This is a genomic window from Tsuneonella sp. HG249, assembly GCF_053819205.1.
The window spans coordinates 236,040-260,917 of the sequence record NZ_JBSOQY010000001.1; the positions used below are offsets into that span (position 1 = coordinate 236,040).

The 24,878-nt window shown below is 66.0% G+C and carries 30 protein-coding genes; 13 read left to right on the plus strand and 17 right to left on the minus strand.

The window, feature by feature from the left end; genetic code table 11:
• Nucleotides 1–17: 17 nt before the first annotated feature.
• From ACWPM1_RS01185 to ACWPM1_RS01220, 8 genes are read right to left on the minus strand one after another with little or no spacing between them, the layout of a single operon-like run.
• Nucleotides 18–758: a SufD family Fe-S cluster assembly protein gene (locus ACWPM1_RS01185; protein WP_455693017.1), complete on the minus strand. Its 741-nt coding sequence runs from the start codon at nucleotides 756–758 to the stop codon at nucleotides 18–20.
• Nucleotides 758–1,150 (minus strand): hypothetical protein, encoded by a 393-nt coding sequence (locus ACWPM1_RS01190; RefSeq protein WP_455693018.1) that lies wholly within the window; start codon nucleotides 1,148–1,150, stop codon nucleotides 758–760. Before ACWPM1_RS01190 ends, ACWPM1_RS01185 begins: the two co-directional genes overlap by 1 nt.
• Nucleotides 1,147–1,971 (minus strand): Fe-S cluster assembly ATPase SufC, encoded by an 825-nt coding sequence (sufC, locus tag ACWPM1_RS01195; protein WP_455693019.1) that lies wholly within the window; start codon nucleotides 1,969–1,971, stop codon nucleotides 1,147–1,149. The genes ACWPM1_RS01190 and sufC overlap by 4 nt, the downstream gene beginning before the upstream one ends.
• Entirely contained in the window at nucleotides 1,958–2,311 is a 354-nt protein-coding gene (locus ACWPM1_RS01200) for a hypothetical protein (protein ID WP_455693020.1), read from the minus strand. Before ACWPM1_RS01200 ends, sufC begins: the two co-directional genes overlap by 14 nt.
• Complete coding sequence (locus tag ACWPM1_RS01205) at nucleotides 2,308–2,832, minus strand: endonuclease domain-containing protein (protein WP_455693021.1); 525 nt, start codon at nucleotides 2,830–2,832, stop codon at nucleotides 2,308–2,310. The genes ACWPM1_RS01200 and ACWPM1_RS01205 overlap by 4 nt, the downstream gene beginning before the upstream one ends.
• The gene (locus ACWPM1_RS01210; RefSeq protein WP_455693022.1) at nucleotides 2,825–3,046 is read right to left on the minus strand and encodes a hypothetical protein; all 222 of its coding nucleotides are present in this window, start codon (nucleotides 3,044–3,046) and stop codon (nucleotides 2,825–2,827) included. Before ACWPM1_RS01210 ends, ACWPM1_RS01205 begins: the two co-directional genes overlap by 8 nt.
• On the minus strand, nucleotides 3,043–4,515 hold the full coding sequence (sufB, locus tag ACWPM1_RS01215) for a Fe-S cluster assembly protein SufB (RefSeq protein WP_455693023.1): 1,473 nt from the start codon (nucleotides 4,513–4,515) through the stop codon (nucleotides 3,043–3,045). The genes ACWPM1_RS01210 and sufB overlap by 4 nt, the downstream gene beginning before the upstream one ends.
• Nucleotides 4,512–4,913 (minus strand): SUF system Fe-S cluster assembly regulator, encoded by a 402-nt coding sequence (locus ACWPM1_RS01220; RefSeq protein WP_455693024.1) that lies wholly within the window; start codon nucleotides 4,911–4,913, stop codon nucleotides 4,512–4,514. The genes sufB and ACWPM1_RS01220 overlap by 4 nt, the downstream gene beginning before the upstream one ends.
• A 308-nt stretch (nucleotides 4,914–5,221) precedes the next feature.
• On the opposite strand from ACWPM1_RS01220, the gene ACWPM1_RS01225 reads away from it, so the two are divergent.
• The 3 genes from ACWPM1_RS01225 (at nucleotide 5,222) to ACWPM1_RS01235 (ending at nucleotide 9,825) form a co-directional block, all read left to right on the plus strand.
• A complete protein-coding gene (locus ACWPM1_RS01225) occupies nucleotides 5,222–6,247 on the plus strand; it encodes a quinone-dependent dihydroorotate dehydrogenase (RefSeq protein WP_455693025.1) in 1,026 nt (341 codons plus the stop codon).
• A gap of 11 nt (nucleotides 6,248–6,258) precedes the next feature.
• Complete coding sequence (gene ggt, locus ACWPM1_RS01230; protein ID WP_455693026.1) at nucleotides 6,259–7,962, plus strand: gamma-glutamyltransferase; 1,704 nt, start codon at nucleotides 6,259–6,261, stop codon at nucleotides 7,960–7,962.
• A 66-nt stretch (nucleotides 7,963–8,028) separates the two neighbouring features.
• Nucleotides 8,029–9,825 (plus strand): AMP-dependent synthetase/ligase, encoded by a 1,797-nt coding sequence (locus ACWPM1_RS01235; protein WP_455693027.1) that lies wholly within the window; start codon nucleotides 8,029–8,031, stop codon nucleotides 9,823–9,825.
• Here ACWPM1_RS01235 and ACWPM1_RS01240 read toward each other — a convergent pair.
• Both ACWPM1_RS01240 and ACWPM1_RS01245 read right to left on the minus strand, forming a co-directional pair.
• Nucleotides 9,822–10,331 (minus strand): hypothetical protein, encoded by a 510-nt coding sequence (locus tag ACWPM1_RS01240; RefSeq protein WP_455693028.1) that lies wholly within the window; start codon nucleotides 10,329–10,331, stop codon nucleotides 9,822–9,824. The two genes, ACWPM1_RS01235 and ACWPM1_RS01240, sit on opposite strands and share 4 nt — an antisense overlap.
• A gap of 41 nt (nucleotides 10,332–10,372) precedes the next feature.
• Nucleotides 10,373–10,900, minus strand: a complete 528-nt coding sequence (locus ACWPM1_RS01245) for a hypothetical protein (RefSeq protein ID WP_455693029.1) — start codon at nucleotides 10,898–10,900, stop codon at nucleotides 10,373–10,375.
• 104 nt (nucleotides 10,901–11,004) lie between these two features.
• On the opposite strand from ACWPM1_RS01245, the gene ACWPM1_RS01250 reads away from it, so the two are divergent.
• From ACWPM1_RS01250 to ACWPM1_RS01265, 4 genes are all read left to right on the plus strand, one after another.
• Complete coding sequence (locus ACWPM1_RS01250) at nucleotides 11,005–11,931, plus strand: dimethylarginine dimethylaminohydrolase family protein (RefSeq protein WP_455693030.1); 927 nt, start codon at nucleotides 11,005–11,007, stop codon at nucleotides 11,929–11,931.
• Nucleotides 11,932–11,984: 53 nt separating this feature from the next.
• A complete protein-coding gene (locus ACWPM1_RS01255) occupies nucleotides 11,985–12,140 on the plus strand; it encodes a hypothetical protein (RefSeq protein WP_455693031.1) in 156 nt (51 codons plus the stop codon).
• Between the two features lie 75 nt (nucleotides 12,141–12,215).
• On the plus strand, nucleotides 12,216–13,067 hold the full coding sequence (locus ACWPM1_RS01260; protein WP_455693032.1) for a diacylglycerol kinase family protein: 852 nt from the start codon (nucleotides 12,216–12,218) through the stop codon (nucleotides 13,065–13,067).
• A complete protein-coding gene (locus tag ACWPM1_RS01265; RefSeq protein ID WP_455693033.1) occupies nucleotides 13,057–13,914 on the plus strand; it encodes a metallophosphoesterase family protein in 858 nt (285 codons plus the stop codon). Before ACWPM1_RS01260 ends, ACWPM1_RS01265 begins: the two co-directional genes overlap by 11 nt.
• A 63-nt stretch (nucleotides 13,915–13,977) precedes the next feature.
• Here ACWPM1_RS01265 and rpsI read toward each other — a convergent pair whose 3' ends face one another.
• The 4 genes from rpsI to ACWPM1_RS01285 form a co-directional block, all read right to left on the minus strand.
• Nucleotides 13,978–14,517: a 30S ribosomal protein S9 gene (gene rpsI / locus ACWPM1_RS01270; RefSeq protein ID WP_455693034.1), complete on the minus strand. Its 540-nt coding sequence runs from the start codon at nucleotides 14,515–14,517 to the stop codon at nucleotides 13,978–13,980.
• Nucleotides 14,517–14,996, minus strand: coding sequence for a 50S ribosomal protein L13 (gene rplM, locus ACWPM1_RS01275; protein ID WP_455693035.1), 480 nt, complete (start codon nucleotides 14,994–14,996; stop codon nucleotides 14,517–14,519). The genes rpsI and rplM overlap by 1 nt, the downstream gene beginning before the upstream one ends.
• 127 nt (nucleotides 14,997–15,123) lie before the next feature.
• Nucleotides 15,124–15,447 carry a divalent-cation tolerance protein CutA gene (cutA, locus tag ACWPM1_RS01280; RefSeq protein WP_455693036.1) on the minus strand — a complete coding sequence of 108 codons (324 nt, stop codon included), beginning with the start codon at nucleotides 15,445–15,447 and terminating at the stop codon, nucleotides 15,124–15,126.
• Entirely contained in the window at nucleotides 15,444–16,478 is a 1,035-nt protein-coding gene (locus tag ACWPM1_RS01285; protein WP_455693037.1) for a COX15/CtaA family protein, read from the minus strand. The genes cutA and ACWPM1_RS01285 overlap by 4 nt, the downstream gene beginning before the upstream one ends.
• Nucleotides 16,479–16,575: 97 nt before the next feature.
• Here ACWPM1_RS01285 and ACWPM1_RS01290 point away from each other — a divergent pair, with 97 nt between their 5' ends.
• The 3 genes from ACWPM1_RS01290 (at nucleotide 16,576) to ACWPM1_RS01300 (ending at nucleotide 18,439) form a co-directional block, all read left to right on the plus strand.
• Nucleotides 16,576–16,995 carry a MerC domain-containing protein gene (locus ACWPM1_RS01290; protein WP_455693038.1) on the plus strand — a complete coding sequence of 140 codons (420 nt, stop codon included), beginning with the start codon at nucleotides 16,576–16,578 and terminating at the stop codon, nucleotides 16,993–16,995.
• Nucleotides 16,967–17,950, plus strand: a complete 984-nt coding sequence (gene thiS, locus ACWPM1_RS01295; RefSeq protein ID WP_455693039.1) for a sulfur carrier protein ThiS — start codon at nucleotides 16,967–16,969, stop codon at nucleotides 17,948–17,950. The genes ACWPM1_RS01290 and thiS overlap by 29 nt, the downstream gene beginning before the upstream one ends.
• A 198-nt stretch (nucleotides 17,951–18,148) precedes the next feature.
• On the plus strand, nucleotides 18,149–18,439 hold the full coding sequence (locus ACWPM1_RS01300) for a UrcA family protein (RefSeq protein WP_455693040.1): 291 nt from the start codon (nucleotides 18,149–18,151) through the stop codon (nucleotides 18,437–18,439).
• 94 nt (nucleotides 18,440–18,533) lie between these two features.
• On the opposite strand, the gene ACWPM1_RS01305 is transcribed toward ACWPM1_RS01300, so the two are convergent.
• The 3 genes from ACWPM1_RS01305 to ACWPM1_RS01315 form a co-directional block, all read right to left on the minus strand.
• Nucleotides 18,534–19,292: a LytR/AlgR family response regulator transcription factor gene (locus tag ACWPM1_RS01305; protein WP_455693041.1), complete on the minus strand. Its 759-nt coding sequence runs from the start codon at nucleotides 19,290–19,292 to the stop codon at nucleotides 18,534–18,536.
• A complete protein-coding gene (locus ACWPM1_RS01310; protein ID WP_455693042.1) occupies nucleotides 19,285–20,508 on the minus strand; it encodes a sensor histidine kinase in 1,224 nt (407 codons plus the stop codon). Before ACWPM1_RS01310 ends, ACWPM1_RS01305 begins: the two co-directional genes overlap by 8 nt.
• 77 nt (nucleotides 20,509–20,585) lie before the next feature.
• Entirely contained in the window at nucleotides 20,586–22,112 is a 1,527-nt protein-coding gene (locus ACWPM1_RS01315; RefSeq protein ID WP_455695095.1) for a fumarate hydratase, read from the minus strand.
• A 164-nt stretch (nucleotides 22,113–22,276) separates the two neighbouring features.
• Between ACWPM1_RS01315 and ACWPM1_RS01320 the strand changes: the two genes are divergently transcribed.
• From ACWPM1_RS01320 to ACWPM1_RS01330, 3 genes are read left to right on the plus strand one after another with little or no spacing between them, the layout of a single operon-like run.
• The gene (locus tag ACWPM1_RS01320) at nucleotides 22,277–22,876 is read left to right on the plus strand and encodes a protein-L-isoaspartate O-methyltransferase family protein (protein WP_455695096.1); all 600 of its coding nucleotides are present in this window, start codon (nucleotides 22,277–22,279) and stop codon (nucleotides 22,874–22,876) included.
• A 2-nt stretch (nucleotides 22,877–22,878) separates the two neighbouring features.
• Nucleotides 22,879–24,357, plus strand: coding sequence for a TolC family outer membrane protein (locus ACWPM1_RS01325; protein ID WP_455695097.1), 1,479 nt, complete (start codon nucleotides 22,879–22,881; stop codon nucleotides 24,355–24,357).
• Nucleotides 24,358–24,374: 17 nt separating this feature from the next.
• A complete protein-coding gene (locus ACWPM1_RS01330) occupies nucleotides 24,375–24,869 on the plus strand; it encodes a DUF2497 domain-containing protein (RefSeq protein ID WP_455693043.1) in 495 nt (164 codons plus the stop codon).
• The last annotated feature ends 9 nt before the right edge of the window (nucleotides 24,870–24,878 follow it).

Here is a 24,878-nt window from a genome sequence, read left to right on the forward strand (position 1 = left end):
ATTGATCAAGCCTTCGCTCACCCCGGACCTCCGAGCGCGCCGAGCGCGGCATCGAGCAGCGCCTCCGGAGCGGCGTGCGCGGCGAATGCATCGGCGACGAAGGCGCGCACCAGCAGCGCCTTGGCGACGTCAGGGGGCAAGCCTCTGCTGGCCATGTAGAACCGCGCCGTCTCGTCCATTTGCCCGACCGCGGCCCCATGCGCGCACTTCACGTCGTCGGCGAAAATCTCGAGCTCGGGCTTGGCATTGGCGGAAGCGCCGCGTTCGAGCAGCAGGCCCTTGAAGCTTTGCGCCGCGTCGGTCTTCTGCGCATCGCGCGCCACCGCCAGCCGGCCGAGGAAATTGCCCGTCGCGGTGCCCCAGTGGACGCTGCGGACCACTTGGTTGCTCGTCGCATTGGGCTCCGCATGGTTCACCCGAGTGACGATCTCGCGCGTGGCGTCGCCGCCACCGATGGTCACCCCGCCCAGCTCGAAGTGCGCGCCGTCATGCAGCACGACTTCGACCTCGAGCCGGGTATAGGCGGGCGCCGAAAGCACGGCGAAAATCTCCGCCCGCGCGCCCGCGCCGACCTCGAGCCGGACGCGGTGAAGGCCCGGATGCGCGGCGTCGAGGACCAGGTCCTTCGCGCGAGTCTCTCCCGGCGCGAGCGTCGCTTCGTGCCACGGTCCGAGGTCGGCCGAGACGAGCGCCGCCAGCGCCGCCGGATCGGCGTAGCGCCAGTCCTCGTCGCGGATTGTCGGGAGCGTCGCCAGCATCACCCGCCGCCCCGCTTCAATGCCAGCGATGCGATGCCCTGCCCGCGGTGCTGCTTGAGGCAACCGTCGAGCGTGTCGAGCTTGGCGCGCATCTTCGCTTTCTTTTCCGGCTCGGTGCCCTTGCCGTCGGCGATCGCCTTCAGCTCTGGGTAGACCGGCTTGATGCAGGTCAGCGTGGCGAGACATCCGATCTTGTCGATTTCCTCGTCGCCAGAGCCCTTGACGGTCTTGCACGCGAGCTTGCCGTCTACCGCGGCCCAGGTCCCGCGCCACTGGCGCAGCTTCTCTGTGATGACGGGAACCTGCGCCGCCACCTTGGGGTCGATCTCGCGCGGGGCCGCGGCGGGCGTCCCCTGCGCCAGCAGCAACAGGACGGGTGCCAACCAGCTCATGCCGCTGCCGCCTCGTATCCCTCGGCCTCGAGCTGTTGCGCCAGTTCGGGCCCACCCGACTTCACGATGCGGCCCTTACTGAGGATATGCACCCGGTCGGGGCGAACGTAGTCGAGCAGCCGCTGGTAGTGGGTGATCAGCAGCACACCCTTGTCGGGCTTCCGCATGATCGCGTTGATCCCTTCGCCGACCACCTTGAGCGCGTCGATGTCGAGCCCGCTGTCAGTCTCGTCGAGCACCGCGAACGCCGGATCGAGGATGCCCATGTGGACCATCTCGGCGCGCTTCTTCTCGCCGCCCGAGAAGCCGACGTTCACTGGCCGCTTAAGCATTTCCATGTCCATCCTGAGCAGCGCGGCCTTTTCCTTCGCGAGCTTGAGGAAATCGCCGCCGCTGAGCGGCTCTTCCCCGCGCGCCTTGCGCTGCGAGTTGAGCGCTTCGCGCAGGAACTGGACGTTGGAGACGCCGGGGATCTCGACCGGGTACTGGAAACCCAGGAAGAGCCCCGCAGCGGCGCGTTCGTGGGGTTCGAGGGCAAGGAGGTCCACACTGTTTTCGTCATTCCCGCGAACGCGGGAATCCAGTCCCACCGTCGCAGCTGGGCGCCCGCCTTCGCGGGGGTGACGAGGTGGAGAAAAAACTACGCTGCCCGAAGTCACCGCATACCCCGGCCGCCCGCCGAGTACATAGGCCAGCGTGGACTTGCCCGCGCCGTTGGGGCCCATGATCGCGTGCACCTCGCCCGCGCCGACCTCGAGCGTGAGGCCACGCAGGATCGGCGTGTCGCCGACGGTGGCGTGTAGGTTGTCAATCGTGAGCATGGGGGGCGGCCAATCCGGAGAAGTTGGCGATCGCGTGGGCGATCTCGTTGTTCAGTTCGCGCGTGACGCGCTGCTCGGCGACCCGGGCCGCGTCGGGCTCGAGCCCGCTGGTAACGGCGATGATCCGCACGTCGCGCAGATCGTTGATCTGCGGCTTGCAGGCGGCGCGCGTGTGCAGGATCGCCGCTTCGATCGTCCCATGGCCGCTCGCGTTGGCGGAGACGCAGGCGCGCAAGCGGCGCTCCGCCTGCGTGGCGCTCTCGCTGTCGGCTTCCAGCGGCGGGGCGGCGGCGACCGCGCCCAGAGCGATCAGAGGAAGGATGAGGGTACGAGGATTCATGAGCGATCTCCCCTGTTCGGCCGCGAATAATTCTGGCGCGGGTTGGCTTCGGCATGGGCGCGGGCGGCGCTTTTCTTGTTGGCGATCCGCATGCGCATGCCGGCGGTTACCCGGGCGAGCACCGCGTCCATGTTCTCGAGCACATCCGTGGCCTTGATCCGCATCACCTTGATGCCGACCGCGTTGAGGCTCTTGTCGCGCCGGGTGGCGAGCGCCGGGTCGGCGCCTTCCTCGTCGAGCATGATCGCCATGCCGAGCGTCGGGGAGCCGAAATCGACGATGGCGCTGCCGATCACCGCGTGCCGGGTGAACTTGTAACGCCCGAGGTCGGCCTTGGCGAAGCGCGCCGCGAGCGCCTTGTGCGCCGGCGACGAATGCCGCCGCATCTCGCGCGCCATGTCGTGCAGCGCATCGAGCCGCTTGTCCGAGATTTCCCACCCGCGGCCCTTCTTCCTGATCGCGGGCGCGGCGTCGGCGGTCTCGGTTGGATCGCGAAGCTGTAGGGTCTTGCGGTCAGACATCTTCGCTGCCTCCCCTCATCAAAAGGGCTAAACCGAAGAGCGGCGGCAGATACATCGCCACAAAAAACGCAAAGCCGCCAATGGAGCTGAAGGCGTCATCGGGAAACAGCCTAAATTCCCCGGCGAAACCCATCCCCAGAAGCCAAATTGGCACAATGGTGAGTCCCCAAAGCAGGAAAATCAGGATCGAAACTTTGACGCCGGCGTATTTCACCCCACGCTCCCCTCGAGTGAGATCGCCAGCAGCTTTTGCGCCTCGACCGCGAATTCCATCGGCAGCTGCTTCATCACCTCGCGGGCGAAGCCATTGACGATCAGCGCCACCGCTTCCTCCTGCCCTAGGCCACGCTGCATCGCGTAGAACAGCTGGTCGTCGGAGATTTTGCTGGTGGTCGCCTCGTGCTCGATCTGCGCGCTGGGATTCTTGACCTCGATGTAGGGCACGGTGTGCGCGCCGCTGAGGCTGCCGAGCAGCAGCGAATCGCATTGGGTGAAGTTGCGCGCGTTGTCGGCATTGGGGCCGACGCGGACGAGGCCGCGGTAGGTGTTGTTCGACTTGCCCGCGCTGATCCCCTTGGAGATGATCGTCGAGCGGGTGTTCGCCCCGTTGTGGATCATCTTGGTCCCGGTGTCGGCCTGCTGGAAGTTGTTGGTCACCGCGACCGAGTAGAACTCGCCCACGCTGCTCTCGCCGTTGAGCACGCAGCTCGGGTATTTCCAGGTCACCGCGCTGCCGGTCTCGACCTGAGTCCAGGAAATCTTCGCCCGCGCGCCCTGGCACAGCCCGCGCTTGGTGACGAAGTTGTAGATTCCGCCGACGCCCTCGGCGTTGCCGGGATACCAGTTCTGCACGGTCGAGTACTTGATCTCGGCGTCTTCCATCGCGACCAGCTCGACCACCGCGGCGTGGAGCTGGTTCTCGTCGCGCATCGGCGCGGTGCAGCCTTCGAGGTAGCTGACGTAGCTGCCCTTCTCGGCGATGATCAGCGTTCGCTCGAACTGGCCGGTGTTCTCCGCATTGATGCGGAAATAGGTGCTGAGCTCCATCGGGCAGCGCACGCCTTCGGGGATGTAGACGAACGTACCATCGGAGAAGACCGCGCTGTTCAATGCGGCGAAGTAGTTGTCGCGCTGCGGCACGACCTTGCCCAGCCACTTGCGCACTTGCTCGGGATATTCGCGGATCGCCTCGCTGATCGAGCGGAAGATGACGCCGGCGCGCTCGAGTTCCGCGCGGAAGCTGGTCGCCACGCTGACGCTGTCGAACACTGCGTCGACCGCGACCTGGCGCACCCCGGCGAGCAGTTCCTGTTCGCCGATCGGAATGCCGAGCTTGTCGTAGACGGCCTTGATCTCGGGATCGAGTTCGTCGAGCGAGCCGAGTTCGGCCTTCTTCTTGGGCGCCGCGTAATAGTAGGCATCCTGGTAATCGATCGCCGGGTAGCCGAGCTTGGCCCAGTCGGGCTCGGCCATGGTCAGCCACTGGCGAAATGCCTTCAGCCGCCATTCGAGCATCCATTCGGGCTCGTCCTTCTTGGCGCTGATGAAGCGGACGGTGTCTTCGCTGAGGCCCTTGGGTGCGAACTCGGTCTCTATGTCAGCCGACCAGCCGTGCTCGTAGTCGGCCGCGCGGGCGGCCGCGTCGCGGGCGGCCTGATCGGTCAGGGTCACATTCTCGTTCATGCTGCAACTTGCGCCAAACGCGTCAATGGAACGCTCGATAGCGCCCCACGAAGCGCTTCATTGACCATGTCCCAGTGCGGGCGGACGGTGCAGGAGCACTCGATAGCGCACTCGCCATGCGCGCAGGCGGCCAGCGCGATCGGCCCTTCCACCGCCTCGACGATGTCCGCCAGAGTGATCGCCGCCGCCGGCCTCGCCAGCTGGAGACCGCCCCGCGCGCCCCGTGCCGAGCGCAACAGCCCGGCCGCGGTCAGGCGGCTGACGAGCTTGGCGACCGTCGGCGCAGGCAGACCGGTTTCCGCCGCCAGCTCGGCCGCACTGGTCCGCCCCCCGCCGCAATGGCGGGCCGCGGCGCTCATCGTAACGACGGCGTAATCGGCAAGGTTGGATAATCGCATAATTCGGACTGATTGGTTCCGAATTGAATTAGGCCTCCACGCCGCTTGTTTCAACCTTGGCGTAGGGCGAAAAAAGAGGCGGCCCCTGCCGAAGCCGGGACCGCCTATTAAGTGGAGGAACTCGTTGCCATGAAAGCTTCGAGCCCTTCGGGTCGCAGGGTTCAATTAGCCCGATTCGCGAATTGCTGATTGTATGAAAGCGACGCCAAGTGCGGCATTTCAGTGACAAATGTTGCTTGAAGTCCCAGATTCGTACCGATTTGGAGCAACTCGACAAAACGGCAGGCTAACGGCATAGCCTGCAGTCCATGCTCTATCGCCTGGCCGCGCCCGCGCTGTTCGCGCTCGACCCCGAACGCGCCCATCGGCTGATGATTGGTGCGTTGAAATGTCTGCCCGCGCTGACCCTGGCTGAGCCCGGACCCCTGGCCACTCGTGTCGCCGGGCTCGAATTTCCCAATCCGGTGGGCCTCGCCGCCGGCTTCGACAAGGATGCCGAAGTGCCGGGTGCGATGCTTGGTCTTGGCTTCGGATCTGTCGAGGTCGGCTCGATCACCCCACGCCCACAGACCGGCAATCCGCGCCCGCGTCTGTTCCGCCTCGCCAAGGATCGCGCGGTGATCAATCGCATGGGATTCAACAACGGTGGGATCGCCTCTGCGCAAGAACGCCTCGCCCGACGCACCCGACCGGGCATCGTCGGCATCAACGTCGGCGCGAACAAGGATTCCGCCGACCGCGTCGCCGACTACCTCGCCGGGATCGCCGCCTTTTCGCGTGTAGCGGACTATCTCACGGTCAACATCAGTTCGCCCAACACCGCGGGATTGCGCGATCTTCAGGCCGAGGGAGAGCTGCAGGCGCTTCTCTCGGCCGTCGCAGCGGCTCGCGAACCTGCATCCCCGCCAATCTTCCTCAAGGTGGCGCCCGACCTCGGCGCGGGCGACCACGAACGCATCGTTCGCGCGGCAATCGACCACGGGATCGCCGGTCTGATCGTTTCGAACACCACGATCAGCCGCCCTCCGCTCCGGTCCCCTCACAAGGGCGAGACGGGCGGACTGTCGGGAGAACCGCTGAGAGCGCTCGCACTCGCGCAATTGCGCCACTTTCGCGAAGTGGCAGGGACCAGCCTACCGCTGATCGGGGTAGGCGGCATCGCCAGCGCCGAGGACGCCTGGGCGCGCATACGCGCGGGCGCCAGCCTGGTGCAGCTATACAGCGCGTTGGTTTACGAAGGGCCCGGTCTGGCACGGCGCATCGTGCGCGGGCTTGAGCAATTGATGCGCCGCGACGGGTTTAGCTCGATTGCAGAGGCGGTTGGGAGCGAGTAGCGCTGCCGGCCATGCTGCGCCGCCTTCTTGCCCCGCTCGTCGCGCTGCCGCTCCTCGCGGCCTGCGTAACCACCCCGACCGCACCCGTTGCGACCACGGTCGCCGGCAACGTCAGCGCCGCCGACCCGCGGGCGGAGGACGCTGGCCTCGCCATGCTCCGGCAAGGCGGCAACGCAACCGACGCGGCGATCGCGGTCATGTTCGCGCTCACCGTGGTCGAGCCGCAGAGCTCCGGGATCGGCGGCGGCGGCTTCATCGTGCGCGGCGAGGCCGATGGATCGGTGACCACCTACGATGGCCGGGAGAAAGCGCCCGCGGGCGCGAACTCCACCTGGTTTTACGGCGATGACGGAAAACTTCCTCCCTTCCCCCAATCTGTGAAGAGCGGCCTCAGCGTAGGCGTGCCCGGAAACGTCGCGGTCGCGGCTAAGGCGCATGCCGAGCACGGCAAGCTAGCATGGGCCAAGCTGCTGGGACCAGCGATCGAACTGGCGCGTAACGGGTTCAAGATGAACCCGCGGCTCTACGAAGCGCTCGCCTCGACCAAGAGCCGTGCCGCCTGGACGGCCGCCGCCCGAGCGCTCTACTACGGCGCCGACGGCAACCCGCTGCCGGTCGGCACGCTGATACGCAACGAGGCGCTCGCCCAGACCTTCGAAGCGATTGCAGCCGCTGGCCCCCAAGCGTTTTATAGCGGCCCGCGCGCCGCCGCGCTCGGCTCGGCGGTGGCCGCCGCCACGCCGAAGGCCGGCGCCATGACCGCCGCCGACCTTGCCGCCTACGAAGCGAAGAAACGCCCGCCGGTGTGCGGCACGTATCGTGGATATCGCTTATGCGGGATGGGCCCGCCGAGCTCGGGCGGGATCGCGATCCTGCAAATCCTCGGCATGCTCGAGCGGTTCGACTTGAATGCGCTCGGGCCAGAGAACCCGGCAACCTGGCACCTGTTTCTCGAAGCCCAGCGGCTCGCCTACGCCGACCGCGAGCTATATATCGGCGACTCCGATTTCGTCGCCGTCCCGGTCTCCGGTCTGATCGACCCCGCATACATCGCCCAGCGTTCAAGGCTGATCGATCCGGCGCGCGCGGCGACCAACGTCACGGCGGGGGTTCCGGCAGGGGCAAAGACCGCGCTGGCCGATGGCAGCGAAGGCCGGGAGCAGGGCACCTCGCATTTCTCCGCCGCCGACGCGAGCGGGACAATGGTGAGCTACACCTCCACCATCGAGAGCGGCTTCGGATCGGGGCTGATGAGCGGCGGGTTCTATCTCAACAACGAGCTGACCGATTTCAGCCGCGAGCCGGAAGTAGGGGGCAAGCCGGTCGCCAACCGCGTCGAAGGCGGCAAGCGGCCGCGTAGCTCGATGGCGCCGATGGTGATCTGGGACCCGCAGGGGCGCCCATTCATGGTCGTTGGCGCGGCCGGCGGCGGAACGATTCCGGTATCCACCAGCCGCGCGATCATCGGCGCGATCGACTTCGGGCTCGACGCCAAGGGCGCCCTCAAGCTGCCCTTCCTGATGTCGATGGGCGAAGGCACGCTGGTCGAACGCGGCACCTGGCTGGAAGCGGCGATGGCCCAGTTCGCCGCGTTGGGCCACAAGGGCCTCGTGGCCCGCGAGGCCCCCATCAAGGCCAATGCGCTGCTACGCACCACCGCCGGGTGGCAAAGCGCCAGCGACCCCCGGATGGAAGGCCAAGTCGACGCGCCCTGACTTGGGTTGCCGCTACGACCGCAGCGGCTTAAGCCGGGGCAGGATCGGGAGCAGGAGCGTGGGGCGTTGCAGCTGAGCGACATCGATTCGGCGAACAATCTCGTCGAGCTATTTCTGAAGCGAGCCGATGCCCGACGCGAGCGGCCCTTTCTCGGCGCCAAGATCGCCGGCGAGTGGCGCACGCGCACCTGGGGCGAGACTGCCGAGCAGGTCTGCATCCTGGCGGAGAACCTGCGCGCGCTCGGTCTCGAAGCCGGCGACCGGGTGGCGCTCGTTTCAGAGAACCGCCCGGAATGGTGTATCGCGGATCTGGCGATCATGGCGGCAGGCTGCGTGACCGTCCCGGCCTACATCACCAACACCGAACGCGACCACTTGCACATCCTCGACAATTCGGGGGCACGGGCAGTGATCGTCTCGACCGAGAAGCTGTCGGGCCCGCTGCTCACAGCAATGATGCGTTCCGGCATCGCCAAGGACATCATCGCCATCGACGGCATCCGCCAGTTCCAGGGCGACCAGATCGGTTGCCACAAATGGGCGTCAATGATCGAGGGCGACGCGGTTACCGCGCGCACCGCGGTCGAGCAGCGCATCGGCGGCATCAAGCGCGGCGACACCGCGTGCATCATTTACACCAGCGGAACCGGCGGCGCGCCGCGCGGCGTTCTCCAGCACCACGGCGCGATCCTCTGCAACGTCGCTGGCGCGGCCGAAGTGCTCGAGCAGGATTTCGGCCTCGACGATGACGAGCGGTTCTTGTCGTTCCTGCCGCTCTCGCACGCTTACGAGCACACCGGCGGGCAGTACCTGCCGATCGCGGTGGGCGCCGAGATTTATTACTCCGAAGGGCTCGAGAAGCTCGCCAGCAACATCGAGGAGACGCGGCCCACGATCATGGTCGTTGTGCCCCGGCTGTTCGAGGTGCTGCGCGCACGGATCATGAAGCTTATCGAGAAGCAGGGGAAGGTCCCCAACTACCTGATGAACCGCGCGCTGCAGATCGCCGCGCAGCCGAAGAAGCGCCTGCGCGACAGGCCCGCTGACCTCGTGATCGAAAAGCTGCTGCGCCCCAAGATCCGCGCGCGGTTCGGGGGGCGAATCAAGGCGATGGTCTCGGGGGGGGCGCCGCTCAATCCGGAAGTCGGCAACTTCTTCGAGGCCATGGGGCTGACGATGCTGCAGGGCTACGGTCAGACCGAGGCCGGCCCGGTAATCAGCTGCAACCGGCCCAAGGCCGGCATCAAGATGGACACCGTGGGCCCGCCGCTGCGCGGGGTCGAGGTCCGCATCGCCGAGGATGGCGAAATCCTCGTGCGCGGCGAACTCGTGATGCACGGGTACTGGCAGAACAAGGCGGAGACCGAGAAGGCGCTAAAGGACGGCTGGCTGCACACCGGCGACATCGGCCACCTCGACGAGCGCGGTCGAATCGTCATCACCGATCGCAAGAAGGACATGATCGTCAACGACAAGGGCGACAACGTCGCGCCGCAGAAGGTCGAGGGAATGCTCACGCTCCAGCCCGAAATCGCGCAGGCGATGGTCAGCGGCGATCGGCGACCCTACCTCGTCGGCCTCATCGTGCCCGATGCCGAATGGGCGCTCGAGTGGGGCAAGGCCAACGGCGAGAAGTACGACTTCAAGGCGCTGCAGGACCTGCCTGCATTCCGCAGCGCGGTGCGCGCCGCGGTCGACCGCACGAACCAGGAACTGTCGGTCATCGAAAAGGTCCGCCAGTTCGCCTTCGCCGACGAGCCGTTCACCACCGACAACGAGGAAATGACGCCAAGCCTGAAGATCAGGCGGCACAAGATCCGGGAGCGGTATGGGGCGCGGATGGATGCGCTTTATAAGGGTTAGGGTGCGATATCGGCACAGATTTTGTCAATTGCGCCCAATTGGCTCCCAAGTGCGGTCTTCAGACGATCGAGGTTCTCGAGCTTCTCGAGCATTTGAATTGGCGTGACGCGCATCTGTTGGGACACTCCCTCGCCTTTCTCGTAAGCCGTCCAGTGCACTGCGACCGACTTTGCTGCTGGTTTGATCCGGCCATGGCATAATGCGTTGCGTTCATCCCACGCGCCGTGGACCCCTTCGAGAGACTTCCGCGCCGGCCCGGACTTGGACATCAAGCCCTTGCTGGACAATGCTTTGATCAACGCTTTGCATCGCTGCCTCGGGAGAGTTATCTCAGCATCAGGCTTGGGGATAATTGCAGCGGCCACGCAACAGGCGAGGGTTCGATCAATGAAGAACTCGATTTGAGCATATCGATCTATCATGGCCCCTCGCCAAAGCGTGGCCGTGATTATGATCGGTTCAGCTGGTTGAAAGCCGAACACCGAATGTTGGATGGGTACGCTCACTTTAGGTGCAATAAGGCACTCAAGTTAAAGCGAAGTTTCGATCATGCCGCCTCGCGCTCGATGTATTCCGGATAAAAGCTCGGCGCACGGTCGGACCAGCCCGGCGCGGTTGCGGCCGCTTCGCTCAGGCTTTGCAGCAGCACCTTGCGGCGGCTCGGCTTGATCTGCGGCAGCGCGGCGGCGGCGCAGAAGGCGCTTGGTAGCCAGGGCCGGGCATCGGCGCCGATCAGCCGCTCGTAGAGAAAGCGGAAGGCCGAGAAGCTCTCAATCCGCTCCTGCGCCAGGTCGAACGCGGCGACGCGGGTGAGCTTGCCGATAAACGCTTCGATGCACTCGAACCCGGTCTCGCTCGGGAGGCTTGCCCGCAGCACCTTGAGATCCTGGTAAGCGACGTATTGGCTGCGGATCGCGGCGTTCTCGTCAGCGCTGCGGGCCCACAATTTGAAGGCGTCCTGCCGACCGAGCCCGATGTCCAGGCTGCGGCGAATATAGCGTTGTTCGGCCGCGGAAAAACCGGCGAACTCGCGCATCTCGGAAATCGTCATCGACGCGGCATTGGTGACGGCCATCGCGGTATTCCCCCTGTTGCACAGAGGATCGCGCAGGATGGTTAATTTGCCGTTAGCTCCTCAATGCTGCGGAACGAATCCTCCGCCAAGTAGCTGATATCACCATGAAGATGGATTTCAGCGCCGGCACTGCTCTTACCGAAAGCCGCAATACCCAACCCTTCGGACACGTGCGCGGGGAGACCCGGCGCCTTACGGACGTGGCGCTTTGTCCCCCGCGCTACCTCGCTCCGGTTCCCTGCTGTTCCGTGACAAAGGAGAGCATTCGCGAGGGCTTTGAGACCGACACGGCCCGGGCCGTTGCCCAGCATTCCCGCTTGCGCAAGGTGCTTCTCGACAGCGGGGTTGCTTGTCATTCGCTTCCCCCTGCGACCGGCCATGCCGACATGTGCTTTACGCGGGATGTTGCCGCCGCGACGCCGTGGGGCGTGGTGGCGCTCAACCCCGCGCTCGGCCACCGCTCGAGCGAGGTCGACCGGTTCGTGGCGTGGGCCTCGGCATCGCTGGGCGAGGATGTTGCCCGCATTCGCGACGGGCATATCGAGGGCGGTGACATTTGCGTCGCGCGGCCCGGCCTGCTGATCATCGGCGTGTCCGGCGCCCGCACCGAGCAGCGGGGCGCTGAGGAGTTCGCCGCTCCTTTCGAGGCTGAAGGCTGGGATGTGGTGCGCTGCCCCTTCGACGAGCACTTCCTCCACCTCGATACGATCTTCTGCATGCTCGACGAGCGCCGCGCGCTCGCTTGTGTCGATGTGCTCGACGACGATTTCCTCGCTGAGATGGCAGCGCGCCAGATCGAGTTATTGCCGGTTAGCTACAAGGAAGCCCGCCGCCTCGGGTGCAATGTCCTGTCGATCGACGGCCGCACGATCATCGCCGCCGCCGGCGCCCCGCGCGTTTCCCAAATGATGCGCGACCGAGGCTTCCTGGTGCACGAGCTTGAGCTCGACGAGCTGACTGCATGTGGGGGCGGCGTTCACTGCCTGACGCTCCCGCTTCGTCGCGGCAACAGCCGGAACCGTGTCTTATAGCCCTCGTTTCAAACCCAGTTCCAGACATCCAATCCCATCCAGAGGTTGCCGCCATGTCCTCCATTCCAAGCTCCGCGATGCCCCATGCCTACACACATGAAGACGAGGCCGACGAAGCCGGCTCGGAGATCAAGGCCGCGATGCCATCGACCGGCGTGCTGATCGGCGGGGCCGTGCTGGCGTATGTGCTCTATCGCGTGCTGCGATAAGCTCCCGTTGGCGGCGCGCGCCGCGCCGTACGCAGATAATCGGGAACTGCGGAGGCGCGGCTTCGCTATGGGCGCATGAACAATCATGCCCAGACCTGGCTCATTTACAACGGCGCCAGCGGTAGTCACGACGACGAAGCCCTGCGCGAGCTAGTCGAGGCCTTTGGGGCTGCCGGGCGTGCGCCCGCATGGGTGATCGATTGCAAGGACGGTACGCCCGATGCCGCGGCCGCAACCGCCGCGAACGCCGGTCTGATTGTCATTCACGGCGGCGACGGAACTCTCAGCCGCACGATTACCGGACTGGAGGGCTTTGCCGGCAGTGTGCTCCCGCTACCGGGAGGTACGTTCAACTTGCTCGCCCGCGAGATGTTCGCCGAGCGCACACCGGTGGAGATCGTTAGCCTTCTCCGCGAGGATCGGCTCGCTCCCACCAGGCGCACCTGTATTCGCGGCGAGGGCGTGACCGCGCTGGCGGAGTTGCTGGCCGGACCGGGCGCCAAGTGGGCCGACGTGCGCGAGGAGATGCGGGAAGTTAACATCGGCGAGATGATCGCCAAGGGCTGGGATGCGGCCGCCACCAGCGCGGTGGGGCCGATGATCGGACTCGTCGATCCGGCAGCAGGTCGCGAGGAAGGCTACGCCGGCATACGCCTCTGTCCGAAACGCGGCGGAATCGCGATCGATGGCTATGGGGCGGAGGGCCTCGGCGATTACGTCCAGCAGGGTCTGGCGATCCTCAAGCGCGACTTCCGCGAGGGACCGCACGACGAACTGGGAATGGCGCGCCGGCTATCGATGCGCTCGCTGGAGAATGAGCCCGTTCCGCTCATGGTCGACGGCGAGCGGTGCGAGGGCGGTGCGGCGCTCACCTTTTCCCTCGACACGCTCGACGTCGATCTGCTTGGGATCGCCGATGGCCGATAGCACGCTGCTGTTTCACCTCTCCGATATTCACTTCGGGCTCGAGCATAACCGGGCCCTCGACTGGGTCGCCGCCGAAGTAGCTGCGCGCAAGCCCGCCGCGGTGCTCATCACAGGCGACCTTACGATGCGCGCGCGGAGCCGGGAATTCGATGCAGCGCGCGATTGGATTCTGTCGCTGGCGGCACCGGTTACGGTCGAGGTCGGCAATCACGACTTGCCCTATTTCAATCTCATCGAGCGCTTCTTCGACCCGTACCGCAAGTTTCGTGGAATGGAGTCGGTGGTGGAGAAGGAGCTTTGTTTGGGGGAAATTTCCGTCGTGCCGCTGAAGACCGCGGTGCGGATGCAGCCTCGCCTGAACTGGTCGAAGGGTTGGGTCAGTCGCCGCTCCCTCGAGAAATGCCTCTCGGCGATCGACGCGCTACCGCCTGGCCGGAAGGTGCTGGTGACCGTCCATCATCCTTTGGTCGAGGTTGGCACGCGTGGCACGGCGCTTACGCACGGCGGAACCCGCGCACTGGCCGAACTGGCAAAGCGCAACGTGCTCGCCGTCCTTTCCGGGCACGTCCACGATCCTTTTGATCTCACCGTCGACACCGCCAATGGGCCGGTGCGCATGATCGGGGCGGGCACTCTGTCGCAGCGGATCCGCTCGACCCCCCAGAGTTTCAACGAGCTGCGGTTCGAGAGCGGGATTCTCGAAGTCGAGGCCCGAAACCTGCAGGCGGTTCCGAGCGAGGACATGAGGATCGACGAAGTGCCCGAGGATGCCAGGCCGCCGCGCGAACCGGGCGAGCCGGTGGCCCCGGTCGGGGCCGTGCCCCGGGTCGATCCGCCGGTCCATTGATGCGAAAAGGGCGGCGCCTTGCGGCACCGCCCTTCCAATCCGCCGTCGCGGAAACCGGTAAGCTTAGCGCTTCGAGAACTGGAAGCTGCGGCGAGCCTTGGCCCGGCCGTACTTCTTACGCTCGACGACGCGCGGGTCGCGGGTAAGGAACCCGGCGGCCTTGACGGTGGCGCGCAGCGCCGGCTCGAACTTCGACAGCGCCTGGGCGATGCCGTGCTTGACCGCACCGGCTTGGCCCGAGAGACCGCCGCCCTTGACGGTGGCGATCACGTCGTATTGGCCTTCGCGCTCGGTGATGCCGAACGGCTGGTTGATCACGAGGCGCAGCGTCGGGCGCGCGAAGTAGACTTCCTGCTCGCGGCCGTTGACCACGATCTTGCCGCTGCCGGGCTTGAGCCAGACGCGGGCGACCGCGTCCTTGCGGCGGCCGGTGGCGTAGGCGCGGCCCTGCTTGTCGAGCTCCTGCTCGCGCAGCGGAGCATTGCTGACCACCAGCTGGCGCGGAGTGTCGCTCGCTTCGGCCGGCGCCGCGGTGGGCTCGGCGCCTTCGGTGATGGTCTTGAGGTCGGCGAGGTCCGACACGGTGTTCTGTTCGTCAGCCATTACGCGGTGACCTTGTTCTTGCGGTTCATCGAAGCGACGTCGAGCGTCTCGGGCTGGTTGCCGGCATGCGGATGCTCGGTGCCGGCATAAAGATGCAGCGCCTTCATCTGCTGGCGGCCCAGCGGACCCCGCGGAACCATGCGCTCGACAGCCTTTTCCAGTACGCGCTCAGGGAAACGGCCACTGAGCACCTTGTCCGCGGTGATCTCCTTGATCCCGCCGATGTAGCCGGTGTGCTTGTAGTAGGTCTTCTGGCCGAGCTTGTTGCCGGTGAACCGCACTTTGTCCGCGTTAATGATGACGACGTGATCGCCGCAATCGACGTGCGGGGTGAAGCTCGGCTTGTGCTTGCCGCGCAGGATGTTGGCGACGATCGAGGCAAGGCGGCCCACGACGAGCCCTTCGGCGTCGATCAAGTGCCACTTCTTTTCGACCTCGGCCGGCTTGATCGACCGGGTGGTCTTGCTGAGCGCCTTCATGGCTGGTCCTTGAAAATGGTGAAAAGCGTCCACGGCCGGAGCCGCGAGAGAGCGGGCCTTTGGCGAAACAAGTCCCACAAGTCAAGCAAACTGGCGGGTTTACCGGGAGGTAAAATAATACCGCTAGCTAGCCGGCGCCGTTTGCGAGAAAGGCGAGAGTTGCCGGCGGAGCGCTATCTGCCCGCCATCCGATCACGACCGGGACATCGTAAGTGTGGAGGTCCGCGACCATCGCGACCGCGGCATCGAGCGTGCGCGCGTCGAGCTTGAACAAAAGGCCGTATTCCTCGCTCGACTGCATCGCGCCCTGCCAAACGTAGTGGGATTCGATCGGCCCAATGACGTTGGCGCACGCCGCCAGTCCCGAACCGACGACCGCGACACCGAGGTTGCGGGCGTTCTCGGCCGTGTCGATCGGGGTCCAGATAAGTGCGGGGCCCCCGGCACTCATGCGCGTCGGCCAAGCAAGTGGATCCCCCACGCGGTCGCGGCGACGACCAGCGCGCCGACGAGCTGGTGCAGCACCGCCAGCCACAGCGCCATGCCGCTGACGACCGTGGCGATGCCAAGCACGATTTGGACGCCGAAGGCCGAGTGGATCGCGATCGACGCCCGCCGCTCGATCCCTCGCACCCGCCGGGCCAGCACGATGAGCACGACCACCGCCGCCCAGGCCCACCAGCGGTGGAGGAAGTGAATCAGGAACGGGTCGTGCGCCACGGCCCACAGCACACCGTATGAAGCATCGTACTCGGGAACTAGCTGCCCCTGCATCAGCGGCCAGGTATCGGACGCCCACCCCGCGTCGAGCCCGGCCACCCATGCGCCGAGCAGCACTTGCACGAACAGAACCGCCGCGACGATCCACCCGAGCCCGGTAATACGGGCGGGTCGCGCGGCCGGGTCCTTATCGCGGCGAAGCAGGTCGAGCGCGGTCCATATCAAACCGGCGAGGGTCAACAGCGCCGTCAGCAAGTGTATCGACAGCCAGAAGTGGCTTACGTCGGTGGCGGTCTGGTTGATCCCCGAGCGAACCATGAACCAGCCGAACGCCCCCTGCAGCGCGCCCAGAGCTAGCAACGCGACCAGCCGCCGTTTGTAGCCCGCCGGAATTGCCCTTCGCAGCCAGAACCATGCCAGTGGCACCGCGAAAGCGAGCCCGATCACCCGCCCTAGGAGCCGATGGAACCACTCCCAGAAATAGATGAACTTGTAATCGGCGAGCGTCATGCCGGCGGGTCCAGTGATTTCGCGGTACTCGCCGATCTGCCGATACTTGGCGAACTCCACTTGCCACGCGGCCTCGGAAAGCGGCGGCAGCGTGCCGGTCACCGGCTTCCACTCGGTAATCGATAGCCCGGATTCGGTCAGCCGGGTGATGCCCCCGACCACGACCATCGCCACCACCAACCCTGCCACCGCGAGCAGCCAGCGGGCGATTGCGCGCGGGCGCAGGGTGTCCAGTACCGGCGGATTTTCCATCGACCGCGCACATGGGTCGCGCCACCGAAAATCGCAAGCGCGCCCACGCGAGGAAGCCTTGCGTAACGATACAGCGTTACATAGATGGCCTGCAGCCATGGCGAACACGTTCATCACCTCGATTCGGGGCAACCTCGACCGCGCGGGCATAACGCTCAGCGCGCTGTGCGTGGTGCATTGCCTGGCGACGCTGGTGTTGGTTTCGGCCCTAGGCGTCGGAGGCGAGTTCTTCGCCGATCCGATCATTCACGAGGTCGGCCTCGCGTTGGCGATGATCGTCGCCGCGGTGGCGATCGGGCTCGGTGCGCTGCGCCATCGGCGCGCGGTGCCGTTCGTCACCGCAATGACCGGCCTTACGTTCATGGGCGGGGCGCTGGCGGTCGAACACGGCTACGAGGAAGCGGTGCTGACGATCATCGGCGTTGCGCTGGTATCGGCGGGGCACATCCTCAACTTGCGCGCCTGCCGTTGCTCGCTATCTGGCGAGCATGCCTGCACTGCTGACCCTGACCGTTAACGGCGAAAGCCGCCGCACCACCGCCGCTACCGTCGCCGACCTTGTCCGCGAGCTCGGGCTTAAGCCGGAAAAGGTTGCGGTCGAGCGCAACGGTGAGATCGCCCCGCGCTCGACGCTCGAAATGGTCGCGTTGGCCGAGGCGGACGTGCTGGAAATCGTCCACTTCGTCGGCGGTGGCGACCACGCGGATGACAGCTGGGAAGTGGCCGGCCATCGCTTCACCTCGCGGCTGATCGTGGGCACTGGCAAGTACAAGGACTTCGCGCAGAACGCCGCCGCGCTCGAAGCCTCGGGCGCGGAGATTGTCACCGTGGCGGTGCGCCGAGTGAACGTCAGCGATCCCAGTGCGCCAATGCTGACTGACTTCATCGACCCCAAGAAGGTGACCTATCTCCCGAATACCGCCGGCTGCTTCACAGCCGACGAGGCGATCCGTACCCTACGCCTGGCGCGCGAGGCGGGCGGCTGGGACCTCGTGAAGCTGGAGGTGCTCGGCGAGGCACGGACGCTTTATCCCGACATGCGCGAGACTTTGAAGGCCACGGAAGTCCTCGCGCGCGAAGGTTTCAAGCCGATGGTTTACTGCGTGGACGATCCGATTGCCGCCAGGCAGCTGGAGGAATCGGGCGCAGTCGCCGTCATGCCGCTGGGGGCGCCGATCGGGAGCGGCCTCGGCATCCAGAACCGGGTCACCATCCGCCTCATCGTCGAAGGCGCGAAAGTCCCCGTGCTGGTCGACGCGGGCGTCGGCACCGCCAGCGATGCGGCCGTCGCGATGGAGCTAGGCTGCACCGGCGTCCTCATGAATACCGCGATCGCCGAAGCGAAAGACCCCGTCCGGATGGCCCGCGCCATGAAGCTGGCGGTCGATGCGGGGCGCAGCGCCTTTCTCGCCGGGCGGATGGGCACGCGCAAGTACGCCGATCCGAGCAGCCCGCTAGCTGGCCTGATCTGACAGCCCGGCATTCGTCGGATTCGGACTGCCGTTCGTCCGCCGCAGTGCGGCGACCGTCCGCTGGCGATGACAGTTGTCGACGGTTGCGGCACGGCGGTCGACCCAGCGACGACGCACGGAATCAGGGGCGGTAAACAGCATCCCAGGCAGTCGTTCCAACCCCCCGGAACGATCTTCGCCAATACGGGAGAATGACTGATGCGAACCCCCTTGATTGCGCTGACGGCGCTGACGCTGATCGCCGGTGTCCCGGCTGCCGCAGAAGACTTCGTCGTCCGCTATGACGACCTCGACCTGGCCAGCCCTAAGGGCCAAAAAGCGCTCGACAAACGGATCGATGCCGCTGCCCGCGCCTACTGCGGCGTTGGCGTCCAGCGGACCGGAACCCGAGTCAAAGGCAGCAACACGGCCCAGTGCTACCAAAGCGCGCGCAATGCCGCCCGCGAAAAGATGGCCGCCCTCGTCGAACAGAAGTCGAAGGGCGGCTGAGGCCACAGCTTACTCGTAACGATGCTGCTCCCCGCGGCATCGGGGTCCGGGAAGGTCCAGTCCCCCTACCCGGGCCCCACTCTTTTTGCCGCCCTCAGCGGCCGGCCATAGCCTTGACCCGCGGCATATAAGTTCGCCCGATCCGCAGCGTCTCGCCGTCTTCCAGCTCGATCGACCAGACGCCCAGCCCATCATGACGCAGCCCGCGGATGCAATCGCGCCGCAGGATCGTCGAGCGATGAATGCGGATGAACTTCGACGGGTCCAGCCGCTCCTCGAGTCCGGCGATCGTCTGCAGCAGCAGGTAGGTCCGATCCCCCACGTGGAGGCGCACATAGTCGCGCTCGGCATCGATCCGGCTGACTTGCGAAACCTCTATGCGAAGCAGTTCCGAGCGGTGTGGAACCCACAGCTCGTTGAGCCAGTCGCTCTCCGGCCGGCTGGGAGCCGTGCCCCGGCGAGCACTCGCGCGCTCCACGGCGCGGGCGAGCCGTTCCGGCGTTACCGGCTTTAGGACGTAATCGACTGCTTCGAGATCGAATGCCTCAACCGCGAAATGTTCGTGCGCGGTGACGAAAATGACCGCCGGGCGTTGCGCCTTCTTGACTAGCGAACGGGCGACCGACAGACCGTCCATCTCCGGCATCGTCATGTCGAGCAGCACGAGATCGGGAGTGAGCGCGTCGATCAGGCGAAGGGCCGCCGCGCCGTCACTCGCTGTGCCGACGACACGCAGTTCGTGAATTCGTGCGCAGATGATCTGCATCCGCTCGATCGCGAGCGGCTCGTCATCGACGATGAGTGCGCGCAGGGGCTCGCCGCGGTGTTCTTGAAGCGCGCTGGTTTCAATCATCGGACACTCGGGGGAATCGCATTTCGGTACGATAGCCGCCCTCGACCGGTCCTGAAACGATCGTCGCATCGCTTCCGAAGCGGGCCTGCAGGCGATCGCTGACATTGGCAAGGCCGATGCCGAAGCCATGCGCAGCAGGCTCGCACACCCCCGGTCCGTCATCGGCCACCGTCAGGACCAGCCGGTCGTACTCCTCCCGTGCCGATATGCTGATCGTCACCGGGCGGTTGGTGGCGGCCACGCCATACTTTACCGAATTTTCCACCAGCGGCTGAAGAATCATGCCGGGAACCAGCAGCGGGGCGAGCTTCTCCGGCAGGTCGATCGAAACCCGCAGTCGGTCGGGAAAGCGGACCGCCTCGATCGCCAGATAGTCGCGCTGAAGAGCGATCTCGTTCGCGAGCTCGACGTCTCCGGTGGGATTTTCCGCCAGGCTGTTGCGGTAGAAGCTGGAGAGCCCCTGGATCATTTCCTCCGCGCGGTCGCGCCGGCCGGTCATCACCAGAGCCGACAGCGAATTGAGCGCGTTGAACAGGAAGTGCGGATTGACCTGGTATCGCAACGACCGCAGCTCGGCGGCGCGGGCTGCGTTGCGGAAGCGGGCCTCGCGCCGTTCCGCTTCCCGCGCTCGGCCGATCGCGCTCAGGGCGAGATAGAGAGCGGCCCACGAGAGAAGCAGGAAGTAGCGGCTGATGGCCAATTCGATCAGAGGAATCCAGCGATTGCCGGCCTTGTCCTCCGATGGGAGGACAACCCGGCTGGTATCGGCGTTGTCGGGGCCTAGCGGGCCATCGACGTCGGGTCCCGGCATCGATGGCGCCTCGATGACGATGTTGCCCGATATATCGCGGCGGATCGAATATCCGCGCTGCTCGGCGATCTTGCTTTCGACCTGCTCCTGGATATCGGCGAAGATCGACAGGTTGACCTGGGCTATCGCGAGCGACGCCGGGATTGCCAGCAAGAGCGCGGCCGCGATCTGGACACCCAGGCGCCCGCGGTCGAACATCCGCAGCAGCATCCACATGAGCACGGTAATCGCCATGCCCGCGAAGCAGACCAGCGCCCGGCGCCAGAGCAGCTCCCCCTGCAGCTCGAGCCCGATCGCCGCGCGGATCGTGACCAGCACGAAATAGCACGCCCACAGGCCCGCGATCGACGCGAGCACTGTGCGGAAGCCTACCCCCCCGTCTTCCTGTTCCGCCGAGCCGTTCATTCGCGCAGCCTAGTGCCCCAGCGGGTCCTCCGGCGCCAGTCCCCGCGTCGAGCCCCGTAGTCGCTTCATCGAGTGGACTAGGTCGTAGGAAGAAGCCCGCCGCGCGCGATCCGCTCGCGCCATTCGGCGGGGGCCAAGGTATGCACGTTGGCCCCGCTCGCATCGACGGCGACGGTCACCGGCATATCCTCGACGCGAAATTCGTAGATCGCCTCCATGCCGAGGTCCTCGAAGCCGACGACCTTGGCCTCGCGGATCGCTCGGGCGACGAGGTAGGCCGCGCCGCCGACGGCCATCAGGTAGGCGACTTTATGCCTGGCGATCTCGGCCACCGCGCCCTGCCCACGCTCGGCCTTGCCGATCATCGCCAGCAGTCCGAGGTCGAGCATCATGTCGGTGAACTTGTCCATCCGCGTGGCGGTGGTCGGGCCGGCTGGGCCGACGACTTCGCCCATAACCGGATCGACGGGGCCGACGTAATAGATCGCCCGCCCCTTGAAGCTGACCGGCAACTCCTCCCCCTTGGCCAGCATGTCCTGGATGCGCTTGTGGGCGGCGTCGCGGCCCGTAAGCATGGCGCCGTTGAGGAGCAAGCGGTCGCCGGCCTTCCAGCTCTGCACCTCGTCTGGCGTCAGGGCGTCGAGATTGACACGCCGGGCCGACGGGTCGGGTTTCCAGTGAACGTCCGGCCAGTCGGACAGCTTCGGCTTCTCAAGGTAGCTCGGCCCGGAGCCATCCAGCATAAAGTGCGCGTGGCGCGTGGCCGCGCAGTTGGGGATCATCGCCACCGGCTTGCCCGCCGCGTGGCACGGCCAGTCCATTATCTTGACGTCGAGTATTGTCGCCAGCCCGCCCAGCCCTTGCGCGCCGATGCCGAGCGCGTTGACCTTGTCGAAGATCTCGATCCGCAGCGCTTCCAGATCGTTCGCCGGTCCCCGCGCCTTCAGTTGCGCCATGTCGATCGGCTCCATCAGGCTCTGCTTGGCGAGCTTGACGCAGTGCTCGGCGGTGCCGCCGATACCGATGCCGAGCATCCCCGGCGGACACCACCCGGCCCCCATCTGCGGCAGCATCTCGAGCACCCAGTCGACGATAGAATCGCTGGGATTCATCATCTTGAACTTGGACTTGTTCTCGCTGCCCCCGCCCTTGGCCGCGACGTCGACCGAGACCGTACGCCCCGGGACCATCTCGACCGACAGCACACAGGGCGTATTGTCGCGGGTGTTCCGGCGGGTGAAGGCGGGGTCCGCGAGCACCGAGGCGCGCAGCTTGTTCTCTGGGAGATTGTAGGCGCGCCGCACCCCCTCATCGACCACGTCCTGGAGCGAGCGGTTCGAGCCGAGCCGGCAGTCCTGCCCCCACCTTACAAACACGTTGACGATGCCGGTGTCCTGGCAGATCGGCCGGTGCCCCTCGGCGCACATGCGGCTGTTGGTGAGGATCTGCGCGATGGCATCCCTGGCCGCGGGGCCCTGCTCGGCCTCGTAAGCCGCTCCCAACGCACGGATATAGTCCATCGGATGGTAGTAGCTGATGAACTGCAGCGCATCGGCGACGCTGTCGATGAGATCCCCTTCGGGGATCACCACCGGTTCGGCCATGTTCAAGTCGTTCATCGAAACCTATCCCCTGCCGACCGATTCGCCACAGGCCGATAGTCTTCGTGCGGGCAGGGCGTCAAAGCGCTTGGCGCAGATTGGGCTTTGCGACTAATACCGCCAACGTTGACCAGCTGTGTTATGCTGTTAATACAGGTTCCGTGATCATGGCTTCCGTTGCCCGTCCCGCTCCCGATTTTGCCGCGGCCCGCCGCGCGATGATCGACAGCCAGCTGCGCACCAGCGGCGTGAACGAGCCGTGGGTCCTCTCGCGCATCGCGGCGACCCCGCGGGAAGAGTTCGTTCCGGCCGCGGCGCGCGACGTCGCCTATATCGACCGCGCCATCGCTCTCGAGGGGGAAGGCATGCTGGCCGCGCCGCTGTTCTACGGACGCCTGCTCTCCGAATCGAAGCCGGCGACCGACGATGCCGTGCTCGTCGTCGATGGCGGAAGCGGATACCTTCCCGCGCTTTTGCGCGGCGTGTCCGCGAAAGTCGACGCGATCTCCCCCGTTGAGGCGGTGCGCGGCAAGAAGAAGGGCGATTATACGTTGCTGATGATCGACGGGGCGGCCGAAGAGATACCCGCTTCGCTTGCCGGCCGCCTCGCGGACGGTGCGAGGGTCGTCACCGGGATAGTTACCAACGGGGTCACCCGGCTGGCTATCGGCCGCAAGGCCGCCGGTGCGATTTCGTTGTTGCCGCTTGCCGAGATGGGCATCCCGCGAATCGCGGCCTTCGACAAACCGAAAGCTTGGACGTTCTGATCATGATCCGCAGCGGCCGGAGTCTCCTGCTGCTCGGCAGCGCGCTGGCCCTGGCCTCGGCACCCGTGCACGCCGACACCCTGCGCGAGGCGCTCAACGGCGCTTACCGCACCAACCCCAACCTGCAGGCCGCGCGCGCGCAGCAGCGGGCAACCGACGAAACGGTGCCGATCGAAAAGTCGGCGGGACGGCCCGATGCTACCGCCAGCGCGCAGTACATCGAGTTCGTCAAGCAGAGCTCCACCAGCTTCACGGCACCGGAACGACAGCTCGGCGTCGGCCTCGACCTCGCCGTGCCGATCTATTCCGGTGGCGCGGTCAAGAACTCGATAAAGGCGGCGGAGAATCGCGTCGAGGCCGGGCAGGCCGATTTGCGCGGTACCGAATCGGCGATCTTCGCCCAGACGGTGGCCGCCTACATGGATGTGATCCGCAGCGAGGCGCTTGTCGGCCTCGCCAGCAGCCAGGTCGAAGTGCTGCAAGTGAGCGTTCAGGCCACCAGCGACCGTTTCGAAATCGGCGACCTTACCCGTACCGACGTGGCTCAATCCCAAGCACGGCTGGCGCTCGCCCAAGGCGACCTGCAGAACGCGCGCGCCAACCTTATTTCCGCGCGGGAGGAATACATCCGCCTTACCGGGATGGCGCCGGATAACCTTCAGCCGCCACCGCCCTTGCCGGGCCTGCCCGCCAGCGTAGACGACGCCGTTGCGGCCGCGCTCGATGACAATCCCGACCTGATCGCCGCGCGTGAGCGCGCAGAGGCCTCGCGCTTCGACATCGAGGTCGCCGGCTCGGGCAGATTGCCGCGGGTGTCTGTCTTCGCGGGCGGCGACTACAACAATTTCCTCGGCACGCTGGGCGGCAATATCGGGGCCGATGTCTCCCAGACCTCCACTGCCGCCCAGGCCGGCGTCTCGGTTTCTATCCCGCTGTTTCAGGGTGGGCGCCCCGCGGCGCTGGAGCGCCAGGCCCAGTCGCGTTCCGCCGCGGCGCTCGAAAACGTCATCGCCGCCGAACGGGATGCGATCGCCCAGGTCCGTTCGGCGTGGTCGAGCTGGCAGGCGGCGACCGCGATCATTGCCAGCAACCAGAGCGCGGTCGAAGCAGCCACGCTGAGCCTGGAGGGTGTGCGCGCCGAGAACACCGTCGGCAACCGCACGATCCTCGATATTCTCAACGCGGAGCAGGAACTGGTCCAGGCAAGCGCGCAACTGATCACCGCGCGGCGCAACGCCTACGTCGCCGGATTCAGCCTGCTCGCCGCGATGGGCCGCGCCGAGGCGCGCGATCTCGGCCTCGGCGACGACGGGCCGCTTTACGACCCCCAGGTCAACTACGAGCGGGTGAAGAACAAGTGGTGGGATTGGGAGAAGGATCCGGACCCGGTCGCCCAGTCGACGCGGACCGTTGACATCCCGGCCCCCGGGGCGGAAATTCCGGTTAACTATGATTCGGGCGCTGCCAGCAGCGTCGACTGAGACGGGGGTCCGGAAACATGCGCCAGGACGGCGAAGCGTCGGTCGAGGAAATCCTCGAATCGATCAAGAAGGTCATCGCGCGCGACAATCGCGCGGTTGCTCTCGACACGCGCCGTCGGCGCGAGACCGAGGGCGTCGACGAGGCGCCCGAACCCGCCGATGCCGAGGAGGCGGACGAGGTGCTCGACCTCGCCGCCGCCGATTACGTCGAACAGGCGCCGGAATTCGACGAGCGCGACGAAGAGCTCGTGGCGGAAGATGCCCCGGCCGACGGTCCGCTGATCACCGAACGGGCGCGCGATTCGATGCGGGAGAACCTCGCCGCGCTCGCCATGCTCGCCGAGCCCGGCGTCCCGCCGCAGATCGTGCGTTCGGGCGAGACCTCGCTTGAAGGGCTGACCCGCGACCTGCTCCGCCCGATGCTGGCCGAATGGCTCGACAAGAACCTGCCCGACATGGTCGAGCGCATGGTCAAGGACGAGATCGCCCGCATCGCCGGGAAGCGCGGCTGAGGCCTTTCC